General features: G+C 43.0%; 19 protein-coding genes, 1 tRNA gene and 1 pseudogene. 17 read left to right on the top strand and 4 right to left on the bottom strand.

The genetic code is table 11. The features are described from left to right. Positions 1 to 186 precede the first annotated feature (186 nt). Positions 187 to 1482 carry a hemolysin family protein gene (locus EUBC25_RS01215; RefSeq protein WP_230106441.1) on the top strand — a complete coding sequence of 432 codons (1296 nt, stop codon included), beginning with the start codon at positions 187 to 189 and terminating at the stop codon, positions 1480 to 1482. A 19-nt stretch (positions 1483 to 1501) separates the two neighbouring features. On the opposite strand, the gene EUBC25_RS01210 is transcribed toward EUBC25_RS01215, so the two are convergent. Next, positions 1502 to 1574 (bottom strand) — tRNA-Thr (locus EUBC25_RS01210). A gap of 141 nt (positions 1575 to 1715) precedes the next feature. Here EUBC25_RS01210 and EUBC25_RS01205 point away from each other — a divergent pair. Next, positions 1716 to 3383, top strand: coding sequence for a glutamine--tRNA ligase/YqeY domain fusion protein (locus tag EUBC25_RS01205; RefSeq protein ID WP_230106440.1), 1668 nt, complete (start codon positions 1716 to 1718; stop codon positions 3381 to 3383). Between the two features lie 10 nt (positions 3384 to 3393). After that, positions 3394 to 4827, top strand: a complete 1434-nt coding sequence (pdxR, locus tag EUBC25_RS01200; protein WP_230106439.1) for a MocR-like pyridoxine biosynthesis transcription factor PdxR — start codon at positions 3394 to 3396, stop codon at positions 4825 to 4827. A 56-nt stretch (positions 4828 to 4883) separates the two neighbouring features. Here the strand turns inward: pdxR and EUBC25_RS01195 are convergent, their stop codons facing one another. After that, a complete protein-coding gene (locus tag EUBC25_RS01195; RefSeq protein WP_230106438.1) occupies positions 4884 to 5144 on the bottom strand; it encodes a hypothetical protein in 261 nt (86 codons plus the stop codon). 231 nt (positions 5145 to 5375) lie between these two features. On the opposite strand from EUBC25_RS01195, the gene cls reads away from it, so the two are divergent. The 3 genes from cls (at position 5376) to EUBC25_RS01180 (ending at position 8751) form a co-directional block, all read left to right on the top strand. After that, positions 5376 to 6935 (top strand): cardiolipin synthase, encoded by a 1560-nt coding sequence (gene cls, locus EUBC25_RS01190; protein ID WP_230106437.1) that lies wholly within the window; start codon positions 5376 to 5378, stop codon positions 6933 to 6935. A gap of 127 nt (positions 6936 to 7062) precedes the next feature. Continuing rightward, complete coding sequence (locus tag EUBC25_RS01185) at positions 7063 to 8337, top strand: adenylosuccinate synthase (protein WP_230106436.1); 1275 nt, start codon at positions 7063 to 7065, stop codon at positions 8335 to 8337. Between the two features lie 258 nt (positions 8338 to 8595). Then, entirely contained in the window at positions 8596 to 8751 is a 156-nt protein-coding gene (locus tag EUBC25_RS01180; protein WP_230106435.1) for a hypothetical protein, read from the top strand. On the opposite strand, the gene EUBC25_RS01175 is transcribed toward EUBC25_RS01180, so the two are convergent. Then, positions 8742 to 8996 (bottom strand): hypothetical protein, encoded by a 255-nt coding sequence (locus EUBC25_RS01175; RefSeq protein ID WP_230106434.1) that lies wholly within the window; start codon positions 8994 to 8996, stop codon positions 8742 to 8744. The genes EUBC25_RS01180 and EUBC25_RS01175 overlap by 10 nt on opposite strands. Positions 8997 to 9167: 171 nt before the next feature. Here EUBC25_RS01175 and EUBC25_RS01170 point away from each other — a divergent pair, with 171 nt between their 5' ends. From EUBC25_RS01170 to EUBC25_RS01120, 11 genes and pseudogenes are all read left to right on the top strand, one after another. Beyond that, positions 9168 to 9674: an SEC-C metal-binding domain-containing protein gene (locus EUBC25_RS01170; RefSeq protein WP_230106433.1), complete on the top strand. Its 507-nt coding sequence runs from the start codon at positions 9168 to 9170 to the stop codon at positions 9672 to 9674. Positions 9675 to 9677: 3 nt separating this feature from the next. Then, a complete protein-coding gene (locus EUBC25_RS01165; protein ID WP_230106432.1) occupies positions 9678 to 10388 on the top strand; it encodes a YdcF family protein in 711 nt (236 codons plus the stop codon). 30 nt (positions 10389 to 10418) lie between these two features. Further along, a complete protein-coding gene (locus EUBC25_RS01160; RefSeq protein ID WP_230106431.1) occupies positions 10419 to 11282 on the top strand; it encodes an aldo/keto reductase in 864 nt (287 codons plus the stop codon). 60 nt (positions 11283 to 11342) lie between these two features. Continuing rightward, positions 11343 to 11777: an acyl-CoA thioesterase gene (locus tag EUBC25_RS01155; protein WP_230106430.1), complete on the top strand. Its 435-nt coding sequence runs from the start codon at positions 11343 to 11345 to the stop codon at positions 11775 to 11777. Between the two features lie 64 nt (positions 11778 to 11841). After that, complete coding sequence (locus tag EUBC25_RS01150; protein WP_230106429.1) at positions 11842 to 12165, top strand: DUF1540 domain-containing protein; 324 nt, start codon at positions 11842 to 11844, stop codon at positions 12163 to 12165. A gap of 137 nt (positions 12166 to 12302) precedes the next feature. After that, a complete protein-coding gene (locus EUBC25_RS01145) occupies positions 12303 to 13658 on the top strand; it encodes an AI-2E family transporter (RefSeq protein ID WP_230106428.1) in 1356 nt (451 codons plus the stop codon). 3 nt (positions 13659 to 13661) lie between these two features. Next, entirely contained in the window at positions 13662 to 14582 is a 921-nt protein-coding gene (gene metA, locus EUBC25_RS01140) for a homoserine O-acetyltransferase MetA (protein WP_230106427.1), read from the top strand. Between the two features lie 378 nt (positions 14583 to 14960). Beyond that, positions 14961 to 15230, top strand: a pseudogene (locus tag EUBC25_RS01135) (transposase); the annotation flags it as partial. A gap of 415 nt (positions 15231 to 15645) precedes the next feature. Then, entirely contained in the window at positions 15646 to 19143 is a 3498-nt protein-coding gene (locus EUBC25_RS01130; protein WP_230106426.1) for a CAP domain-containing protein, read from the top strand. A gap of 382 nt (positions 19144 to 19525) precedes the next feature. Beyond that, positions 19526 to 21463 (top strand): bile acid Fe-S flavoenzyme BaiCD, encoded by a 1938-nt coding sequence (baiCD, locus tag EUBC25_RS01125; RefSeq protein ID WP_230106425.1) that lies wholly within the window; start codon positions 19526 to 19528, stop codon positions 21461 to 21463. A gap of 95 nt (positions 21464 to 21558) precedes the next feature. Next, positions 21559 to 22113: a nuclear transport factor 2 family protein gene (locus tag EUBC25_RS01120; RefSeq protein ID WP_230106424.1), complete on the top strand. Its 555-nt coding sequence runs from the start codon at positions 21559 to 21561 to the stop codon at positions 22111 to 22113. A gap of 84 nt (positions 22114 to 22197) precedes the next feature. On the opposite strand, the gene EUBC25_RS01115 is transcribed toward EUBC25_RS01120, so the two are convergent. Beyond that, entirely contained in the window at positions 22198 to 23298 is a 1101-nt protein-coding gene (locus EUBC25_RS01115; protein WP_230106423.1) for a pyridoxal phosphate-dependent aminotransferase, read from the bottom strand. Positions 23299 to 23382: the final 84 nt, after the last annotated feature.

Raw genomic sequence — 23382 nt, 5'->3', positions numbered from 1 at the left:
AGAAAGCGACACTGAACAGGAAAAAAATACTCAGGTAGAAATCAGAAAAAAAATCCATGTAGAACATTATGAATAGATAAGGGTATAGCCTGCACAGGTCTGTATATAGAAAAGCCTGTGCGGGTTATACCCTTCTGCGGTTTTTACAGCGATATTTGTGCTTGAGATTAGGAGGAAAATATAAAAATGATAGGACCAATTGTACTGCAGATTGTGCTGATTTTATTAAACGCTACATTTGCAAGTGCTGAAATTGCAGTAATTTCCATGAATGAGACAAAGCTTAGAGTTATGGCGGAAGAAGGGAATAAGAAAGCCCGCCATTTGTATACACTGACGGAACAGCCTGCCCGTTTTCTGGCCACAATACAGGTGGCGATCACTCTGGCGGGACTTCTGGGAAGTGCTTTTGCGGCGGAAAGTTTTTCGGGACCTTTGGCAAAATGGATTGTAGGACTTGGGGTGGAAATACCGGAAAACGTCATCAAATCAGTCTCCCTTGTGCTGATTACTCTTGTACTTGCCTACTTTAATCTGGTATTCGGTGAACTTGTTCCCAAAAGGATTGCCATGAAAAAATCAGAGCAGCTGGCACTGGCTCTTTCCGGGCTTCTCTACGGAGTTTCCAAAGTGTTTGCGCCCCTTGTGTTTCTGCTTACCGGATCAACCAATGGGATTTTAAAACTAATGGGAATTAATCCGGAAGAAGAGGAGGAACAGGTGACGGAAGAAGAAATCCGTATGCTTCTTGTGGAAGGAAAAGATCAGGGGAATATTGATGAAGAAGAAAGTGAAATGATAAGAAATGTCTTTGAATTTGATGACATTTCTATTGAGCAGATCTGCACACATCGGGTGGATATGGAAACACTTTATCTGGATGAAGATGTGAGTGAATGGGAAGCCAGAATACATGCTACAAGACATACCCATTATCCGGTGTGCAAAGAAAATCAGGAAGATATCGTGGGAATCCTCGATACAAAGGATTATTTCCGGCTGGAAGATAAGAGCAGGGAAAATGTGATTCATCATACACTGGAAAAACCATTCTTCGTGCCGGAAACCATGAAGGCAAACACGCTTTTCCAGAAGATGAGAGAAAAGAGAGTATATTTTGCGGTACTTGTAGATGAGTACGGCGGCGTCAGCGGCATTATTACCCTTCATGATCTGATAGAGTCCCTGGTAGGCGATCTTTATGAGCAGGATGAAGCAGAGGAACCGGAAGATATTGTGAAAATCGGTGAAAATCAGTGGAAGATCCAGGGAAGCGCCGATGTAGAGGATGTGGAAGAGGAATTAAAAATAGAAATTGCAGAAGATGATTATGACACATTTGGCGGATTCGTGTGCGGTGTCATTGACCGTATACCGGAAGACGGGGAATGTTTTTCATGTGAAACAGAAGAGCTGCAGATTGATGTGCTGAAGGTGGAAAATCACAGAATCGTTGAGATGATAGTAAAAAAGAACTCCTGATATTCAGGAGTTCTTTTCAAGCTGCCTAGCGGACTTGAACCGCCGACCTCCGCCTTACCAAGGCGACGCTCTACCGACTGAGCCAAGGCAGCACATATTTTTTATGCAACGTGATTAATATACAATATGCAAGGTGGTTTGTCAATGGTTTTTGAAAATAATTCTATTGTCGATTTTTTGGAAGTATGATAAGATAAAAGCCATGATTAGATTATAGTTAGCAGGAGGTTGCCATGGGAGAAGAAGTGGTTTCTAAAAATTTTATTGAACAGGAAATAGATAAAGATCTGGCAGAAGGTGTTTATCAGAATGTTTGCACCCGGTTTCCGCCGGAACCAAACGGTTATCTTCATATTGGGCATGCAAAATCAATTCTTTTAAATTATGGACTTGCAAAAAAATATAATGGAACATTTCATTTAAGGTTTGATGACACAAATCCTACAAAAGAAGATATGGAATTTGTGGAATCCATCAAAAAAGATGTGGAATGGCTGGGGGCTGACTTTGGTGATCATCTGTACTATGCATCCGACTATTTTGATATTATGTATGAATGTGCAGTAAAACTGATCAAAAAAGGAAAAGCTTATGTCTGTGACTTAAGCCCCGAAGAAATCAGGGAGTACCGCGGAACGTTGACAGAACCGGGGAAAAACAGTCCTTACAGAGAGCGTTCTGTGGAAGAAAATTTAGCGCTTTTTGAAGAGATGAAAAACGGCCGGGTGGAAGATGGAAAAAGAGTTCTTCGTGCAAAAATTGATATGTCCTCGCCTAATATCAATATGAGAGATCCTATTATTTACCGTGTGGCGCATATGTCCCATCACAATACAGGAGATAAATGGTGTATTTATCCGATGTATGATTTCGCTCACCCTATTGAGGATGCGGTGGAAAAGATTACCCACTCCATCTGTACACTGGAATTTGAAGATCACAGACCGCTGTATGACTGGGTGGTAAGAGAATGTGAGTTTGATCCGGCTCCGCGTCAGATCGAGTTTGCCAAGCTGTATCTGACAAATGTTGTGACAGGAAAACGTTACATTAAGAAGCTGGTGCAGGATGGTATTGTGGATGGATGGGATGACCCGCGCCTTGTTTCTATTGCGGCCCTTCGCCGCCGCGGATTTACACCGGAATCCATTAAAATGTTTGTGGATATGTGCGGTGTTTCCAAGAGCCAGAGCTCTGTGGATTACGCGATGCTGGAATACTGTATCCGGGAGGACTTGAAAATGAAGCGTCCGCGTATGATGGCGGTGCTGGATCCCATTAAACTGGTGATCGACAATTATCCGGAAGACCAGGTGGAATATCTGGATGTTGCCAACAACCTGGAAAATGAAGACCTGGGGACGCGAAAGGTTCCTTTTGAGCGGGAGCTGTTCATCGAACGGGATGACTTTATGATCGAGCCGCCGAAGAAATATTTCCGTCTGTTTCCGGGAAATGAAGTGCGCCTGATGCATGCTTATTTTGTGAAATGTGTAGGATATGAAACAGATGAACAGGGAAATGTAACAGTAGTGCATGTGACATATGATCCGGAGACAAAGGCAGGGACAGGATTTACCGGACGGAAGGTAAAAGGAACGATCCACTGGGTGCCGGCCAGCCATGCACAGAAAGCAGAGGTTCGGCTGTACGAGAATCTGGTTGATGAAGAAAAGGGCGTCTATAATAAGGAAGATGGTTCTTTAAATCTGAATCCCAATTCTCTGGAAATCCGAAGGAACTGCTATGTGGAACCGAGCTTTGACGGATGTGGGGCGTATGACAGTTTCCAGTTTGTACGGAACGGATATTTCTGCATTGACGCCAAAGATTCCGCTCCGGATGCACTGGTGTTTAACAGGATCGTTTCGCTGAAGAGTTCATTTAAATTACCGAAATAAAGAAGGAACCATGCATGAATTAACGATTAATTTACGACCGTCAGATAAAGAGCCTCTTTATGAGCAGATTTACACTTATATTAAAGATGAGATCAGAGCCGGAAGGATCCTGTGCAAGGAGAAGCTTCCGTCTACAAGAGCGCTCTCCTCTTACCTGGAGGTCAGCAGAAGCACGGTGGAACTTGCCTATGAACAGCTTTTATCTGAGGGATATATTGAATCAGTGCCTTACAGAGGTTTTTTTGTAGCGCAGGTGGACGAGCTGTATCATTTGGAGGCGGAAAGAAAAAAGGATTCTTTTCTGGAGAAAAAAGAGGAGTCCAGGGAACAAATGGAAATAAACGGGGAAAAGAAAATCAAGTATGATTTTACTCCCAATGGAGTGGATCTGAAAAGTTTTCCCTATAATACCTGGCGGAAGCTATCAAGAGAGATTTTATCCGATGACCGCACGGAACTGTTCCGGCTGGGAGATCCAAGAGGTGAGTATGAGTTTCGGAGTGTGATCTGCCGGTATCTGTATCAGGCAAGAGGAGTGAACTGTACCCCGGAACAGGTTATCGTGGGAGCCGGAAGCGATTATCTCATGATGCTTTTTTGCACCATTATCGGAAGAGATCATGTGATCGCAGTAGAGAACCCCACTTATAAGAAGGCTTACAGATTGTTTCAAAGTCAGGAGTATAAAGTGATGCCTGTTCCTATGGACGGGATGGGAATGAAGATAGATCCTCTTAGAAAATCAGGGGCAGATATTGCATATGTTACGCCGTCCCATCAGTATCCCACAGGGATCGTAATGCCTATAGGCAGAAGAATGGAGCTTTTGAAATGGGCGGAGGAGGAAGAAGGACGCTATATTGTAGAAGATGATTATGACAGTGAATTTCGCTATAAAGGGAAACCGATCCCGGCCCTTCAGGGCTATGATGCCCATGGAAAAGTAGTGTATCTCGGCACATTTTCAAAGTCGATTGCTCCGGCTATCCGTTTAAGCTATATGGTGCTTCCACCGGAGCTTTGTGAAGCCTACCAGCAAAAGTGCCGGTTTTTAAGCTCCACTGTTTCCAAAGTAGATCAGCTGATCGTATGCCGATTTATTGAGGAAGGCTATTATGAGCGTCATCTGAATAAGACAAGGGCGCTCTATAAAAGCCGCCATGACCAGTTGATCCTGGGACTTCGGCCATTGGCAGGACAATGCCGGATATCCGGAGAAAATGCAGGTGTGCATCTTCTTTTGCATTTCCCGGGAGGCCGGGAAGAGTCAGAGTTGATTCTCCGGGCGGCGGAAGAAGGGATTAAAGTATACGGATTATCCGATTATATTGTAGATGAGGACGAGAAAAGGGAAGAAGCAACGATTTTGCTTGGATATGCCAATATGTCGGAAGAGAAGATTAAAGAGGCGTGCGCTGTCCTTGGGGAAATCTGGAAAAATTGATAAAAAATAACAGAGAATACAACGAAATTACATTCCGCTGTATCCTCTGTTATTTTTTAATCCTCAGAATCTTCCTCTTCAGAGTTGCTTTCCTCTTCGGCTGTTTCTTCCGTTTCCTTCGGGGTTCCGCCAAGGGGGACATATTCACGGTCGGTGACAGGTTTCAGATCATTATCAAGATCAAAGTCATCGTCTTCAAAGTCATCAGAATCTTCTTCCGGTGTATCTTTAGAAGACTTTTTCAGATAATAAATAAGTCCGGCAATTGCACTTCCTACAGCGGCCAGTCCTAATAAACGTTTTAACCATTTAGACATATATGTGGCTCCTTTCTCTGCTTTGCAAATATGTTAAGATATATTGTAATACTTTTCGAAAGAAAAAGGAAGGGGGGAGCGTTAAATATTGTACTGAATTTGGACCTTCTGTTTGGAAGAGTATAGACAGTTCGGATTCACTGCAGATAGACAGTTCGGATTCACTGCAGATGAGTTGTGGAGATCTTGAAAGTATGGTACACTATATGTTGTGTTTGGAAGGAGGTACATATGGCTTACAAAGAACCGGGAAAGGCAAAGAAAGGCCTGTCAAGAATTATATTCAGCCGGACGGGTTTCATTCTTTTACTGATCCTGATACAGCTTGGAATATTTGTCGTTACAACGAATCTGCTGCAAAGATATGCAATGTTTATCCATGGGGCGATTACGGTATTGAGTGTCATTGTGGTAATCTACATTATTAATTCTGAAGATAACCCTGCTTTTAAAATGACATGGATGTTGTGTATTGTAGGACTTCCGGCAGTGGGAACACTTTTCTATATATATGTAAAAACGCAGGGGGGAGTGCGCTGGATGGGGAAACGCCTGGCCACGCTCCGGATCGAGACAGACTCATATATGCTGCAGGACATGGATGTGGTAGATGCTCTTAGAGCCAGCAAGCCGGCAAATGCCAATCTTGCATATTATCTGTCTCATCACCTGGGATTTCCGGTATATCGTAATACGGAAATCACTTATTTCCCGCTGGGTGAGGATAAGTTCCGTGCAATGATCCCGGAATTGGAAAAAGCCCGGAAATATATTTTTATGGAATACTTTATTGTGGAGAAAGGGTATATGTGGGACAGTATTTTGAAGGTCCTCACCCGGAAAGCAAGAGAAGGGGTGGAAGTCAGATTTATGTATGACGGCACTTGCGCGATTTCCATGCTTCCCTACGATTATCCTTCAGAGCTGGAAAGCAGAGGAATAAGGTGTAAGATGATGAACCCTATCAAGCCTTTTTTGTCCACAGTACAGAATAACCGCGACCATAGAAAGATCTGTGTGATAGATGGAAAGGTCGGTTTTACCGGCGGAATTAATTTGGGTGATGAATATATCAATCGAAAAGAAAGATTCGGGCACTGGAAGGATACGGCGGTTATGCTGAAAGGGGATGCAGTGCAGAGCCTTACAATGATGTTTCTGCAGCTGTGGAACATCGATGAAAAGCGGCCGGAGAGGTATCAGCGGTATCTGACGCCCAGAAAAGACGGACTGAGAAGGGAATTGGGATATGTGCTCCCCTATGGGGACAGTCCTTTTGATAACGAAAACGTAGGGGAAGAAGTCTATTTCCATATATTGAATCACGCAAAGAAATATGTGCATATTATGACGCCTTATCTTATATTGGACAGTGAGATGATCTCTGCGCTTACAAGAACTGCAAAGAGCGGAATCGAAGTAATCATTATCATGCCGCATATACCGGATAAATGGTACGCATTTGCATTGGCTAAAACTTATTACAGAGAATTGATCCGGGCAGGAGTGCAGATCTATGAATATACACCGGGATTTGTACATGCGAAAGTCTTTGTCTCAGATGACGATACGGCAACAGTCGGAACGATCAACTTGGACTATCGGAGCTTGTATCTGCACTTTGAATGCGGTGTATTTATTTATAACAATTCAGTTATCGATAAAATTGAAAGAGATTTTCAGCAGACTCTGGCAAAATGCCACAAAATCAGCCTGTTGGATGTAAGAAAGAGAACAATGCTGACCAAACTGGCAGGTCAGATGCTGCGTCTTTTTGCTCCTCTTATGTAGAAGAAGGAAATCAGATAGATTAGCAAAAATAATAATGTACAATAAGAAAAAAATATAGTATAATGCTTATGGCTGTTAAAGAGCAGCTATTGGATAGTAATGTAAATGACACACAGGAGGAATTGATATGGTAAAAGCAGTAGTAGGCGCCAACTGGGGCGATGAAGGTAAAGGGAAGATTACCGATATGCTGGGAGAAAATGCGGATATTATTGTCCGTTTCCAGGGAGGAGCCAATGCAGGGCACACGATCATAAATGATTATGGTAAATTCGCACTTCATACACTGCCTTCCGGCGTATTCTACAGCCATACAACAAGTATCATTGGAAATGGAGTGGCCCTTGATGTGCCGAGGTTATTTGAGGAGATCCAGTCCATTGTGGAAAAGGGGGTTCCTATGCCGAAGATCCTTGTATCGGACCGCGCGCAGATGGTAATGTCCTATCACAAAAATTTTGATGCCTATGAGGAAGAAAGGCTGGGAGGCAAATCTTTTGGCTCTACAAAGTCCGGAATCGCGCCGTTTTATTCAGATAAGTATGCGAAAATCGGCTTCCAGGTGAGCGAGTTGTTTGATGATGAGCTTCTGAAGGAAAAGACAGTACGCGTGGCGGAACAGAAAAATGTACTGCTTGAGCATCTCTACCATAAGCCATTGATAGATCCTGCTGATTTATATAATGAGTTGCAAGAATATAAAAGAATGATAGAGCCATATGTGTGTGATGTGGCATTGTTCCTTCATAATGCGCTGAAGGAAGGGAAAGAAATCCTTCTGGAGGGACAGCTTGGTTCTCTGAAGGATCCCGATCACGGAATTTATCCGATGGTCACTTCTTCTTCCACCCTTGCTGCATACGGTGCAATCGGAGCGGGAATCCCTCCATATGAGATTAAAAAGATCATCACAGTGTGCAAAGCATATTCCAGCGCTGTAGGGGCAGGAGCTTTTGTCAGTGAGATCTTCGGGGAAGAGGCAGATGAGCTTCGCCGCCGGGGAGGCGACGGAGGTGAATTTGGAGCTACCACAGGACGTCCGAGACGTATGGGATGGTTTGACTGTGTTGCTTCCAAATATGGCTGCAGGCTGCAGGGAACGACAGATGTGGCTTTCACGGTTCTGGATGTTCTGGGATATCTGGATGAGATTCCTGTATGCGTGGGATATGAAATTGACGGAGAAGTGACAACAGACTTCCCGACTACACATCTTCTGGAAAAGGCAAAACCTGTATTAAAGAAGCTTCCGGGATGGAAGTGCGATATCCGTGGAATTAAAAAGTATGAAGATCTTCCGGAAAACTGCAGAAATTATATAGAGTTCGTAGAAAAGGAGATTGGATACCCGATTACAATGATCTCAAATGGACCGGGGCGTCATGATATTATTTATCGGTAATTAAAGGGCGGATATAACAAATAAAATTGAAAAATAGTTCGTACAAAAGCGGAAAAAGTGTCAAAGATGACAATTTTTCCGCTTTTTTTAAGAAATTCCTTAGTTTTATTTTATCTATTTTCCACAGACTGTACATATTTAACTGCTATACTTGAATCTGTAAACAAAAAGAGTCATAACATCGGAAAATGGCAAATATAATAATAAAGCCGAAAGATTTGGATAAAAAGAAAGTCAGTAAAGAACGGAGGTATGAACATGAGACATGATATGAGAAAAAGCGGCAGCCAGGAAATCATATCCCTGGAGGAATATCTGGACAGAAGACAAAAAATAAAAGAAAAAGAATCCAAAAAAGAACAGAGAAAAACAGAAAAGAGCCCCGCCTGGATGTGGGCAGAGCTTTACGTTTGATTATCCTGTTCCGTATCATCCTTATAGGAAAGCTCATCTGGCTTCTGGTGATCGCCTCTGATATTTTTGTATACCAGTGTGTAGGCATAAAGAAGGACAGGGATAATGATCGTACAGGCAATGGAAGCTTTCAGCATTCCCATTGCAGCAGAGCGGTCTGTGAAAGCAAAAAATAAAGTGCTTCCATATAAGGCGAAAAGCAAAACAGCGCCGAACAATGCAAGAAAACGTTTCATTTTTTTCATAAGCAGAAATCCTTTCTTTATGCAGCAAGAGGAAGCTTTTGCCGCAAGTTTGTCAGATGTTTCATATTATATATGGAAACAGTGAAAAAATCAAATACTGGCTCTTTGAAAAAAATGGAAAATGGTATATAATAATTCGTGCAGAATAACTTACAAAGGAGTATATAGAATATGAGCAATACATTATTAGAGCAGTGGAGAGCAGTTGCTTATAATGAAAAATCAGACAGAGGACAGCTTCAGCAATTCTGGGCATCCTATTTTCAGATTGAAAAGGAGATCTACGAACAGCTTCTTTCTAATCCGGAAGAAGAGGTAAGAGGGACAGTAAAAGAGCTGGCTGAAAGATATCATCAGAGCGTCATGACAATGGTAGGTTTTCTGGACGGCATTGATGAGAGTCTGAAAGTTCCGAATCCGATTGAGACAATGGATGAGGATACAGAAGTAAACCTTGTATATGATAAAGAACTTCTGTATAAAAATATGGTGGCTGCAAAGGCGGACTGGCTTTATGAACTGCCGCAGTGGAAAGAAATTTTTTCAGAGGAAGAACGGAAAAAACTATACAAAGAGCAGAAGGAATCCGGTACAATACGCAAGGGCAAAAAAGTGGGACGAAACGATCCTTGCCCATGCGGAAGCGGAAAGAAGTATAAAAAGTGCTGCGGAAGATAGAAAATGACTGAACTGGGTATATTCTGTCTGTTGTATTTTGTATTAATACGTCTGGCAATGGGAAAGTGGACCTCTACATTTGCAGGCTTCTGGGCGGCGGCCGGGATCGGCTGTCTGGCTGTCCGTCTGCTGACGGCATATCTTCCGGAATGGCTGGAAACGGTGGTGTGGTTTACTTTTTCCGTTGCTGTTTTTATTTTTTTGGCTGTAGAGATCAGAATTTTTTCGGAACTTTTGAATAAGCAGGAAAAGAAGTGCGACTACCTGATCGTATTGGGCGCACATATAGAGGGCGATCAAGTTACAAATTCGTTAAAAAGACGTTTGGATAAGGCGATGCAGTATAAAGAGAAATTTCCAAAGACCCGGATCATTGTTTCCGGGGGGCGAGGTACGGGTGAAACAGTCACTGAGGCAGAGGCAATGAAGAAGTATCTTCAGCAGCATGGGATAAAAGAGAGCTGCATTGAAATGGAAGATCAGTCAACGACGACAAAAGAAAACCTTGCGTTTTCGGCAGCAATGCTTCCGGATATGAATTGTCCGGTGGGGATTGTGACCAATAATTTTCATATTTACAGGGCAAGACAATACGCCAGGAAACTTGGATATCAAAATACATGCGGCATTCCGGCAGGGTGCAGCAGGATCTTGCTTCTTAATTATGCAGTAAGAGAGTTTTTTGCAGTGTGGAAGATGTGGATTTTGGGATAGACTTTAGTGAACCGGAAGGAGAGAAAAGCGATGAAGGATATGTATGATGCATTTCAGTTGAATAACGGTGTGGAAAATCCGTGTATCGGATTTGGTACATTCAAAGCGGCTGACAGTAAAAGTGCAGAGATTATAAGGACAGCCATTGACGCTGGATACCGATATTTTGACACTGCATCTTTTTATGGAACGGAAGGATATCTGGCCGAGGCAATCAAAGCCAGCGGCATAAAACGAGAAGAGCTTTTTATTACATCAAAAGCCTGGAAAACAGAAATGGGATATGAAAATGTAAAAAAGGCTTTTGAGAAGACACTGGAGACACTGGAGACAGATTATCTTGATATGTATCTCATACATTGGCCCTTGCCGGAAGAAGGCTATAAAGACTGGAAGAGACTGGATATTGAGACCTGGAGAGGAATGGAGGAAATTTACCGGAGCGGCCGGGTAAGAGCGATCGGTGTAAGCAATTTCCTGCCTCATCATATCGAGAATCTTCTTCAAAATTGCGAAATCAGGCCGGCTGTAGATCAGATTGAATTTCATCCGGGCTATACTCAGGAGATGACGGTTCAATACTGTAAAGAAAAAAATATTCAGGTTCAGGCCTGGAGTCCCATAGGGAGAAGCGCGCTCCTTAATCATGAAATGCTGATGGAGATCGCTGATTCCTACGGAGTTTCTGTGGCGCAGCTGTGCATTCATTATGCCCTTCAAAGGGGAATTATTCCGCTTCCGAAATCCTCTACAATAGAGAGAATGAAGCAGAACCAGGATGTATTTGGTTTTGAGATCAGCAAAGAAGATATGTACCGTATTGGAACAATGGCTCAGGCCGGCTGGTCAGGACTGCATCCCGACTTTGGGAGTATACGCGGGGCTTCCAAATAGATTTTAGTCAGACTGGGCAGGTGAAATCCGGGGAAAGGTAAGAGAGAAAGGCGGAGCAAAATGAACAATATCAGGCTTTACAGGCATAAAGTACAGTATTATGAGACAGATCAGATGGGAGTTGTACATCATTCCAATTATATCCGTTGGTTTGAAGAAGCAAGGACAGATTTCATGGAACAAATGGGGATGGGGTACGATGAGATGGAAAGGAGAGGGATCGTAAGTCCGGTCCTTTCTGTGGAGGCAGACTATCGCCGGATGGTTTACTTTGGGGAGAGCGTTACAATAGAGACGAAAATCCGGGAATATAACGGGATCAAAATGACAGTGGAGTATGAGATCGTTGATGATAAAACAGGTATGGTACACTGCCGGGGACTTACAAAGCACTGCTTTTTAAACAGCAAGGGCAGACCGGTTTCCCTGAAAAAAGATTTTCCTGATTTTCATGAAATGTTTGTAAATGCACCTGGAATGGAACAGAAAAAATAAAAGTATATTTTATAAAAAAAATGCAGATACTACTTCTGATAAACAAATCTAAGGAGGTAGTATTATGCCGGAATTAAAATGTACTGTACAGACTTGTATGCACAATAAAGATTTTTACTGTGCGTTGGACAAAATCCAGGTGGGAGGCTCATCCGCAAAGAATGCAGAGGAGACATGCTGCGACAGCTTTGAGGAAAGAAAAGGATCCGCACAGAATTCTTATGGAAATTCCGCCGGACAGACAGCATCTGCATGCAGCAGCGTAGATTGTCAGGCAACACAATGCCGGTACAATGATAATTGCCAGTGCCATGCCGGCAAGATCAGCGTGGAAGGCAGTAATGCCTGTCAGTGCGGGCAGACAGAATGTGCGACATTTAAGTGTTAAATGATTAACGGGTGACGTAGTAAAGTTAAACTTTACTACGTCACCCGTTAACGTTTTAACAAATTTGCTTTTTCCCCTATTCGTTGCTATAATATAATCTACATGTGTAATGAGTATCGGAAGGATCTGAATAGACAATGGAAAAGGAAACTCAGGAAAAGGACCTGAAAAATAACAAAACCAACAGCGGTTATTATGGTAATCGTCTGCGGATCGGAGCCAGCAGGGGATCGTCCTGGATCAGACAGCAGTTTGGAAAAGGAATGACCTATTTTCTGGTGATTGCAGCGAGTATTGTTTTTTATTTTGCGTTGCTTAGAGCAACAAACCTTACAGATGTATTCTGGAAGGTTATCGATGTATTGAAGCCCATTCTATACGGACTTGTAATTGCCTATCTTTTAAATCCTATCGTGAAAAAGGTAGATCACTACTTTATTCCATTTTTGGAGAAAAAGCTGAAAAACGAACAAAAGGCGGCAAAGCTTTCACGGGCAATGGGAATTTTTTTGGCGATCATTGTGTTTTTTGTGATCATCATTGCTTTGTTCAGTATGTTGATTCCGGAATTATATAAAAGTGTCCGTGATATGGTGATTACTCTTCCAGGGCAGTTAAATGATTTTGTCGCTGATCTCAATGAGCTTTACAGTAACGATTCGGCAGCAGGTAACCTTGTGAAAGCAGGGATTAGTGAGGGGGCACAGATGTTTCAGACCTGGCTTCGTACGGATCTTCTGCCCCGGGCTAATGATCTGATGTCCAGTCTTACCGTGGGAGTGCTGAATATACTTCGGGAATTATTTAATGCTCTGATCGGTGTCATTGTCTCGGTATACATACTGTTCAGTAAAGAAAAATTCGTGCGTCAGACAAAGAAGACGGTATATGCAGTGCTTTCTTTTCACAATGCCAATGTGCTCCTTCATCTGACAAGAAAGAGCAATGAGATTTTTGGTGGTTTTATCATTGGCAAAATCATAGATTCTGCTATCATCGGAGTGTTGTGCTTTATTGGGATTTCCCTGCTTGATATGCCATATGTCATGCTTGTGAGCGTCATTGTAGGGGTGACTAATGTAATTCCCTTTTTCGGTCCTTATATTGGAGCAATCCCCAGTGCACTCCTGATCCTGCTTTCTGATCCTGTTAAGGGGATTTATTTTATCATTTTTATCTTTTTACTGCAGCAGCTGGACGGAAACTTTATAGGTCCGAAGATCCTGGGAAATTCAACAGGCTTGTCAGCATTTTGGGTTATTTTTTCCATTTTGCTGGGCGGAGGACTTTTCGGATTCCTGGGTATGCTGATGGGAGTACCAACCTTTGCAGTAATTTATTATATCGTCCAAATGATCATTAACAGCCGATTGGAGAAGAAGCATCTTCCCGGGCATTCGGATTACTACGATGAAATGAGTTATGTGGATGATGAGGGAAATTATGTGCATTCAGAAGAAAACATTTCACAAAAGGAAAATAAAGGAGAGTAAGCTATGCCGATTCGAGTACAAAACGATCTTCCGGTAAAAGAGATATTGGAACAGGAAAATATTTTTGTCATGGATGAGCACCGGGCTGTTCATCAGGATATCCGTCCGATCTGCATCGGACTTTTGAATCTGATGCCGCTGAAGGAAGATACAGAACTTCAGATTCTCCGCTCTTTGTCCAATACACCTCTGCAGGTGGATGTTGTTTTTGTAAATGTGTCAAGTCATGTATCAAAAAACACATCGACCAGCCATTTAAACAAATTTTACCTGCCTTTTACAGATATTAAGGATCAGAAATTTGACGGTTTTATTATTACAGGAGCTCCGGTGGAGCAGATTCCGTTTGAGGAAGTAGACTACTGGGAAGAACTGACAGAGATCATGGAGTGGACAAAGACCCATGTAACTTCCACGCTCCATCTTTGCTGGGGAGCACAGGCTGCCCTGTACTATCATTATGGGATCAACAAGGAGCCTTTGGAGGAAAAGTTGTTCGGCGTATTCTGGCATAAGGTGCTGAACCGGAAAATTCCTCTTGTGAGAGGCTTTGACGATGTCTTTTTAGCGCCTCATTCCCGCCATACGGATGTGCCTGTGGAAAAGCTCCGTGCAGATGACAGGATTACGATTTTAGCAGAATCAGAAAAAGCAGGCGTATTTCTTTCCATGGCAGAGGAAGGAAGACAGATTTTTGTCATGGGTCATCCGGAATATGACAGAATTACTTTGGATGGAGAATATAAGAGGGATCTGTCCAAGGGACTGCCTATCAAGATGCCCGAAAATTATTATCCGGAAAATAATCCGGAAAACAAACCTTTACTGACCTGGAGGGCGCACGGTAACAATCTCTATACAAATTGGCTTAATTATTATGTATATCAGGTAACACCGTACGACATGATAGGAACACCGTTTTAAGGGCGTTTTTATGCGGGTTTGACCCGCTTTTAAGGTGATATTAAAATTGCTGCTTTTTAGATATTTTGTTATAAATTATTATATCTTGTTACCAAAATGGCGTAGTGATGGTGTAGTAACAAGCCAAAAATGGCGTAGTAATAAATAAAAATTTAGTGGGTGATTCTATCTAAAAATTATCTAATATAAACACATTGATAATAGAATATTATGTATTTATATTAACTATTTTTTGTGATGGTAAATCGTAAAAAAAGATAGAAGACTGTGCTTCTATCCTTTTCTGTAATCTATATAGGCGGTGTGAAACTTTTTCTGTAAATATGTCATCAAAGGTTCTTCTATGATAAAATCTAATTCATAGGAGGGCCTTTTATTATGGCAAAACAAAAGAAACCTGTCCATCGGGTACAAATGACAGAAGGGAAACGTAACATTATCCATCAGCTACTGGAAGAATACGATATTCAGACAGCCGAAGATATTCAGGATGCTCTCAAGGATCTACTTGGCGGAACAATCAAAGAAATGATGGAAGCAGAAATGGAGGATCCTCTTGGGTACGAAAAATCTGAGCGTTCAGATAATGACGATTACCGGAATGGTTACAAACGTAAATGTGTAAACAGCAGCTATGGCTCTATGGAATTTCTATTGCATGCCCGGCTATTGTTGCGATGAGTAACTTTGGATATACTTTGTGACATCCCAACAGCCTTAAGTTTAGGGTGAGATGTCTTTTTTTAATTTCTTATTATCATCATATTAAACATATCCATTATAATTTTATAACAAAAAATGCATGTAATCAGTTAATATCTTCTTAAATGTGTCAAAAAATGAAATCAATATCAAATTATATTAACAACTAATGTACAATATGCTATAATTTGTGGCAGATTATAGATATAAGTGTGCAAATGGGGAGATTAGCTAAAAAGTAGGAACAAAAGTCAGTTTGCTATAGTAAAGAGGGATGTAAAATCCGTGGGTCTTACTTGAGTTGCTTGCATCAGGAATTCATCCTTTAAATAGAGTATTTGAAACAAGGAGGAAATTTAAGATGAAAAGGAGAGCATGGAAGGCAACAACAGCGGCAACATTGGCTGCTGTAGCAGCATCCCAAGTGGGTGTTCCTATGCAAATGGTCGTCCAGGCTGCCGATGAGGCAAACAGCTTAAGTGAGGCAAAAGACGCAAACGCAAAAGCGGAAAAAGAGGAACAGGAAGCTAAGAAACAGTATGACACGGCAAAAAAGGAAGCAGATGATGCAGCGAAAAATGCACTTGCGGCCATTGACAAAAGTAACCAGGCCGTTGATACCGCCAAGGAGCAATTTGCCAAAGCGCAATCAGACGCCAAAGAATTGTTTGACAATGCCGGGTTATTAAAGGATGCTAGCAGTGAAAATCTGCTTGCAGCAGAAGCAGCCTTAAAAGAGCGTCAGGAAGATTATGATAAGGCGCAGCAGGCTATGGAAGATGCAGAAACGGTGTTGGAAGGAATCAAAGAAACCGTGAAGGTTACAGAGGAAGATGTAACTGTGAAAAAGAATGCCCTTGATGAGGCTAATGATGACCTCGTAAAAAAGGAACAGGCTGTCAAAGATGCACAGGCAAGGATTGATGAGCTGGAGAATCTCCAGGAGACTTCCACACAGGAATATATCGATGCACAGCAGGCATTAAAGGATGCAGAAGCGGCAAAGGCAGAAGCAGAAGAGGTGATCGTATCCGCACAAGCTGCTTATGATGAAGCAAAAAAAGTTTATGACGAAGCCGTTGCTTCCGCATTGGAAGATTCCCCGGAATATGCAGCGGCGGTTGAAAAAGTAAATGCAGCACAAGGCGAGCTGGATCGCGCAACAGCGGAAGTAAACCGCACCTATGCAGCGCTTCAGGAAGTACAAGGGAAAGTGGCCCAGGCCCAGGAAGCGGTGAATTCTGCCCGGGATGAGGAAACAAAGGCGAATGCAGAACAGACCCTTGCCAACTTGGAGATTGAGGCGATTAATGCACAGGGTACATATGATTCTGCCTTATCCGTTCAGATAGAAAAGCAGGGCATATATGATACAGCAAACGGAGAGCTTGCAAGCGCCCAGGCAGTGAAAAAAGAAAAAGATCAGGCAGTTGCAGCTGCCCAGTCGTCTTTAACGTTGGCAGAAGGGGAGCTTGCAAAAGCAAATACTGCCTTGTCAGATGCAGAAAACGCGAAGGTCAACGCCCAAACGGCCATGGATAATGCAAACCACACGTATGAGCAGGCAAAGAAGGATACTGCTTCTGCCCTGACAGAGAAGGAAAATGCAGAAAAAGCAGCAGAAGAGTCTAAGAAGAAAGCGGATACTGCACAGACAGATTATGAGGAGGCACAGCAGGCTTTGAAAGACGCACAAGCGTTGGAGAGCACTGCCGCTGCCCAGATTGCAAAAGGCTCCCTTGGCTTTTTTGAAACCATGAAGTCCCAGGATGCCGTTAATGTATTAACAGATGCGATGACGAATCCATCCTATTCTCAGTATACTACTATCGGGGGTGCAAAGGATGCCACCTCCTTGGAAAATATGAAGATTGCTTTAGAAACTTTGAAGAGTTACTATGACGTGCTTTTGGAGGGGGAACACTGCAACCGACGTGACGGCGAAAACCCAGTTTATGTATCTGACCAGCTGATGGCTATTTCCCAGGTGCAGACCAACATAGGCTCTGTACTTGAGAACCATTCCGGGCTTTATACTGTAGGAGAAAATCTTGCTTGGGGATATGGTGGCAGTAAAAATCCATTTGATGGCTGGTATTATGAAGAGAAAAGGAATTATATAGCTCAAAACGGCGGGCAGACAGGGCATTATTTGAATATTATAGATTCAGATTACACGGCAACAGGATTTGCATATAATACCTATTCAAATAAATACGGTACATGCCACGGTCAGGTGTTTTTTAATGCGGGTATCATCCCAGCAGATCAAAACCCAGAAGATTATGGATATTACTTGTTTGACGATTACTATTCTCGGTTCATGGACTACTATAACAGCCTTTACAATGCACCTTCCATCACTGAGCAGGCAAAGAAAGCTCTGGATACAGCAAAGAAAGCTCTGGATGTAGCTAACGCGAACTATACTGCAGCAAAGAAAGAAGCGGATGCGAAAGCTTTGAACTATTTCAATAAACAGAAAGAAGAAAGTACTGCTAAGGTAAATGCGGAAAAGGCAGCATCCGATTTCAATGCAGCATCATCTGACGTAACAGCAAAGAGTAAAGCTGTAGAAACAGCTGAAAGTAAGGTGACGGCAGAAAAAGAAAAAGTGGCAGCAGCGCAAAAAGAATCGGAAACTGCAAAAAAAGCGGTAGAGGAAAAACAGGGTAAAGTAAATACGGCGAATGCTGAACTTCAGAAGGCAAAAGAAAATGCAGCGTTTAAGAAGGCGGAAAAGGATGCAAAGGAGAAAGCTTTCTACGATACCTTAGGGCAATATAAGGACGGGCTGTTCTACTACCAGCCAGGAGTTACCATTGGATCTATGGATGAAGCAAAGGCACATTTTGCCAATGCAAATGTTCTGGTATCCCAATATCATGCGGTAACAGTGGAGAAGGAAAAGAAATTGGAAGATGCAAAGAAAGAGCTTGTAGCTCCACAAAAAGCTTACGATGATGCAGTAAGCATTTATTCCGAAAAAGAAAAAGACCTTATGGAAGCGGCTGAAGAAAAGAATCGTATAGAAGATGCCTACTTTAAAGATATCTTAGACAAACGAATGGATATGGAGATAAAAGAGAAGGCTTTGGAAGATGCAGAAGCAGAGAAAACTAAGGCAGAAAATGCTATCAAAGCTGCATCAAATGAGATAGGACACCTAGAAAAAGAACTGACTAAGATTGCTTCTGACTTAGTGACGGCAGGAGAGGTATACCAAAACGTTTCCGGAATCCGGGATGCTGCAAAAGAAGTTGCGGATACGGCAAAAGAAGAATACGATGCAATTGTAGAAGAAATCACCCCTCTTCGGGATGCACAGAAAGCCTATGATGGAGCATTTAACACCTTGTCAGGGGCACAGCAGGCCTTTGTGGATGCAACGGTAGCCCTTGCGGATGCCAACAACAAGCTGCTAGAGGCGGAAAAAACATATGAGGAAGCGAAGGACTTAAACCTCCGGGCGACCCTCCTTTCTTATGAGGATGCCTTGACAAACCCGATTACGGATCCGGATTTCTCATACCTGAACGATTACATTGATGCCGTGCATGAAGCGGATGCCAATGTGGTAGCAGCCCTTGCCATTAAAGAAGAGAAGGAAGTTGCTTTAAAAGAGGCGGAAACCGCTTATGAACAGGCAAAAGAGAAATATAAGAAGACACAGGCTATACTGACAGCATTGCAGGCAGATGCCGATGAAGTTGCAGGGGATAGAGCAGAAGTGTCCCTTGATAAAAAGGCAGCAAGGACAGGTGACACCGCTCCGATTACCGGTTATGTATCGGCAGGAATTTTGGCGTTTGCCGGAATTGCAGTTACAGTGTGTTCAAAAGGGAAATACCGCAAATAGTGATATCATAGGTTATATTTAAGGAAATATTTCGAAGTTTGTGCAGCCCTCCGAACTGATGTAAAATTTATCAGTTTGGAGGGTTATTTTATAGCAAAAAAAGAATAGTTAACAAAGTGTTCTTTTGGAAATAACGAAAAATTAGACTGCATATTCAGAGAAATTTTTTCAGAAGCACAGGAAAAAAGAGAAAGGGAAGAAAATGTGATAGTAAAACAGGAAAAATTGTACCCGGATCGGTAAGAAAAAGCATCACTCCCATACAGTTAAATAGTAGTGAGGCAAAGGGATTTTGGCTCTATTGTCTGAAAAAAATCAAGTATGATAAAGAAAAGACAATAATATCACGAAAGTATGGAAGATATACAGAAGGAGGAAGAAAATGTTTGAACGATTGTTTTCCCCTATCCGTATCCGGGATATGGAGTTGGAAAATCGGGTAGTGATGACAGGAATGGGGACCCGGATGGTCGGAGGAGATGGAAGAGAAGTAACTGACCGCTTGATCAGATATCATGTAGAACGTGCCCGTGGCGGTGTGGGACTGAATACGGTGGAAGTCTGTTCTGTAGATGCGGCAAGTGCGCCGAAAGGATTCCTTGCCTTGAGCGATGACAAGTATATTCCGGGGATGAAGAAACTGGCAGATGCAGTGCATGAGGCGGGAGGAAAGATCTGCCCGCAGCTGTGGCAGGGGTCGCTGGCTGTGGGAAGCGATCCGGATGCTGAAATTTTAGTTGCCTCAAAAATGAGGCTTTCACGGAAAGTAAGTATAAAAGGAATGAGTAAAGAACGGATCCATTCCATTGTGAAAGCTTATGGCGAAGCTGCCAGAAGAGCTGCACAGGCAGGAATGGACGCTGTAGAATTTCATGCAGCGCACACCTACCTGCCCCATGTTTTTCTGTCAGGAGGCATAAATCACCGGACAGATGAATACGGAGGTAGCTTTGAAAACAGATGCAGATTTCCTTTGGAATGTATCCGGGCTATTCGTCAGAATATTCCGGAAGGGATGCCTCTTTTCATGAGGATTGTCTGCCATGACGATTATCTGGAAAATGGTCTGACAGAGGGGGAGGTTATTGAATTTTGTAAGCTGGCAGGCCGGGAGGGAGTGGATGTTCTGAACATTTCCAGAGGTAATTTCCTGACCCGTGCCCAGATTTATGAAATTCCTCCGATTGATCTTCCTAAAGGAATAAATGTAGGGCCGGCTTCCCGTATTCGAAAGGAGACAGGAATGTTGACAATGCCGTCCGGACGTATCAATACGCCGGGGTTTGCTGAAGAAATCCTGGAGGAGGACAAAGCCGACCTGATCGCCATGTCCCGCGCACAGCTGGCAGATCCTTACTTCTGTAAAAAAGCAAAGGAAGGCAAGCTGGCTCAGATTAATTATTGTGTGGGATGCGACCAAGGGTGTTATGATTATTTTATCAACCCGGAGAAAGATCATATCAGCTGTATGAGAAATCCGGCGGTAGGAGAGGAAGAAGAACTGAAAGTTCAGGCTGCCGAAAAACCGAAACGTGTCATGATTGCAGGCGGTGGAATTGCCGGACTGGAAATTGCGGATATCCTTCAGCAAAGAGGACACAAACCTGCTATTTATGAAAAAACTGGAACCCTGGGAGGTCAGTTTGTGCTTGCGGGGACCGCGCCGAGGAAGGATGACTTTGGCATGGCCGGAAGAATGGCTGCCCAGAAAGCGATGGAGTCAGGGATTGATATTTTCCTGAATACCGAAGTGACTGCAGAAGTTATTGAGAAGGAAAAGCCGGATGTCGTCGTTGTTGCAGTTGGTTCAGTGCCTTTTGTTCCACCGATAGCAGGTATTGATCAGGCAAATGTTATGAGTTCTAAAGAGGTACTCTCGGGAACTAAAGTTCCCATGAGCGGAAATGTTGTAGTGATCGGCGGAGGTCTGGTAGGATTGGAAGTCTCAGAGCATCTGGAGCGCCGGGGCTGCCATGTGACAGTAGTTGAAATGCGCGAGGGTATTGGGATCGATCTGGGACATATGAGGAAAACAGCGGTACAGATCCAGCTGGAACAAGGACATATTCACCAGATTGTAAATGCAGCATGTAAGGAAATTCGGGAAAAAAGTGTTGTGCTGGAAGTAAAGGGAGAAACGATGGAAGTTCCGGCGGACTATGTGGTGATTGCTACTGGTTCCCGGGCAAAAGACAGTACAGATCTCCAGGAATGCTGTGAAAGGCTGGGAATACCGGTATATGTGATCGGCGACGCAAAACGGGCAAGAAAGGCTCTGGATACGATTTATGAAGCCTATCTTGCCGCATTGGAAATATAAAAATCGGGGAACGAAAATCGCCAACAGATTCTTTTGGATCTGCTGGCGATTTCGTAAAAAAAGAATGATCGGAAAGGCAAAGAAGGGAGAAGAAAATGAAAGTAATTAAGCAGGATATGACAATTAAAAAAATGGTAGTAGAAGTTATGAAACATGCCAGAAGCCAGAGTTATACGCCGCAGCAGCTCTGTGAGAGGCAGAAGATCATAGATGCCCAGTTCTTTTATTATTGGGCTATGGATATGAAAAAAGAGGAATATATCTGTGATCTGTTTACAGAAGACTTCACCTACCGGTGCTATGTGGAAAATAAAACAGCTCCAAAGGATCAGGCAATGAGATCCAAGTATGTCAATCGGAATATGATGACAATGCATATGAGCCATAATCCGTTGATCTGGCTTATAAGCGATACAGAGGCAAGGGGAATTTTCCTTTATGAGGATAACAATACCTACCGGGAAAGCAAACAGACCGCTGAAGGATTTTCGGTATACTGTGATGATTTCCGCAAGTGTGAAGACGGTATCTGGCGGATCAGTACAATGCGGATCGGATATCGGAAAATGGAAGGAGAACTGGAGGATTACGATGTTCCTGAAGGCTGGACACCGAAATCCTGGGAAGAATGGCGCTGTGGACAGGAGTAATATGACGGACAGTTTGTAGTATTTTCTGTAAAGGACAGAAACAGTAGGATACGCCTCTGCTTAGAAAGGTGTATCCTACTGTTTTTATGCAAGAATTTCACCCAGGCATTTCAAAAGCCGGTCATTATCCTCGGGGCGCATAATACAGAAACGGATATATTCTCCCTCCAGTTCTTCAAAAGAAGAACAGTCGCGGATCATCATTTTCTGCCGGATGGCATGCTCAAATACCTGGAAGGAGGAGAGTCCCTCCTTTTCGATACGCACTAAAATGAAATTGGCATAAGGCTCATAGTATCTGGCATTTTGAAAGCCGTCCAGAACCTGACAGATCCGCTTTTTCTCGGAAAAGATAAGGTTCCGGGTCTTTTCGATATACCCGGTATCCTTCAGCATTTCTTCCCCGGCAAAGGCAGCAATGCTGCTGACGCTCCAGGGATTTTGATGAATCTGAAGAGCCTTAAGAAAGTCCTTGCTGCTGGTGATCCCATAGCCCAGGCGAAGGCCCGGAGCTGCAAAAAATTTGGAAACGCCGCGGATAACCATAAGGTTGTCGAAAGAGCGAGTCAGAGGAACGGCGGAGATCTCATCTACAGAAGGGGCAAATTCTGCATATGTCTCATCCACCATAACAAAAACACCTCTTTTGCGGCAGGAAGCTATGAGGTTTTCCAAATCAGAGATAGGGACAGCGGAAGAAGTAGGATTGTTAGGGTTGCATAGAATGATAAGATCTGCATCTTTCGGAAGCTGTTCCATAAAATCATTGATATCCAGGCAGAAATTTTCCGATTCTTTTAATGTATAGAAGGAGATATGTCCGCCGGTAAGGGCAAGTTCTCTTTGGTATTCAGAATAAGTGGGACCGATAACGACTGCATGAGAGGCTTTAAGCTGTGTGATTAAAAGAGAGATCAGTTCTGTGGAGCCGTTGCCGGTGACGATGTACTGGACAGGAATTTTGCAGTACGCGGATATGGTTTCCTTTAAAGTAGTATAATTACGGTCGGGATATCTGGAAATAATATCCAGATTTTCAGCAAGTTTTTCTTTGACCCGGGCGGAAAGTCCCAGCGGGTTTACATTGGCTCCAAAGCTTATGATCTCTTTTTGTGGAAGATTGTAATATTCTGCAATCTGTTCCAGATCGCTTCCGTGAAAAGCGGGCTGTTTCGCGTTTTGCATATAAATTCCCCCATATTTCTTCTATATTTTCTGATTACGGCATTGCCATACTTGTCAGAATAATGCTATAATCCATTATAGTAT

The sequence above is a fragment of the Claveliimonas bilis genome (genome assembly GCF_020892095.1).
Taxonomy (GTDB): Bacteria; Bacillota; Clostridia; order Lachnospirales; family Lachnospiraceae; genus Claveliimonas; species Claveliimonas bilis.
Note: the sequence above shows the minus strand (reverse complement) of the source record. Positions and strands in the feature narration are given on the sequence as shown.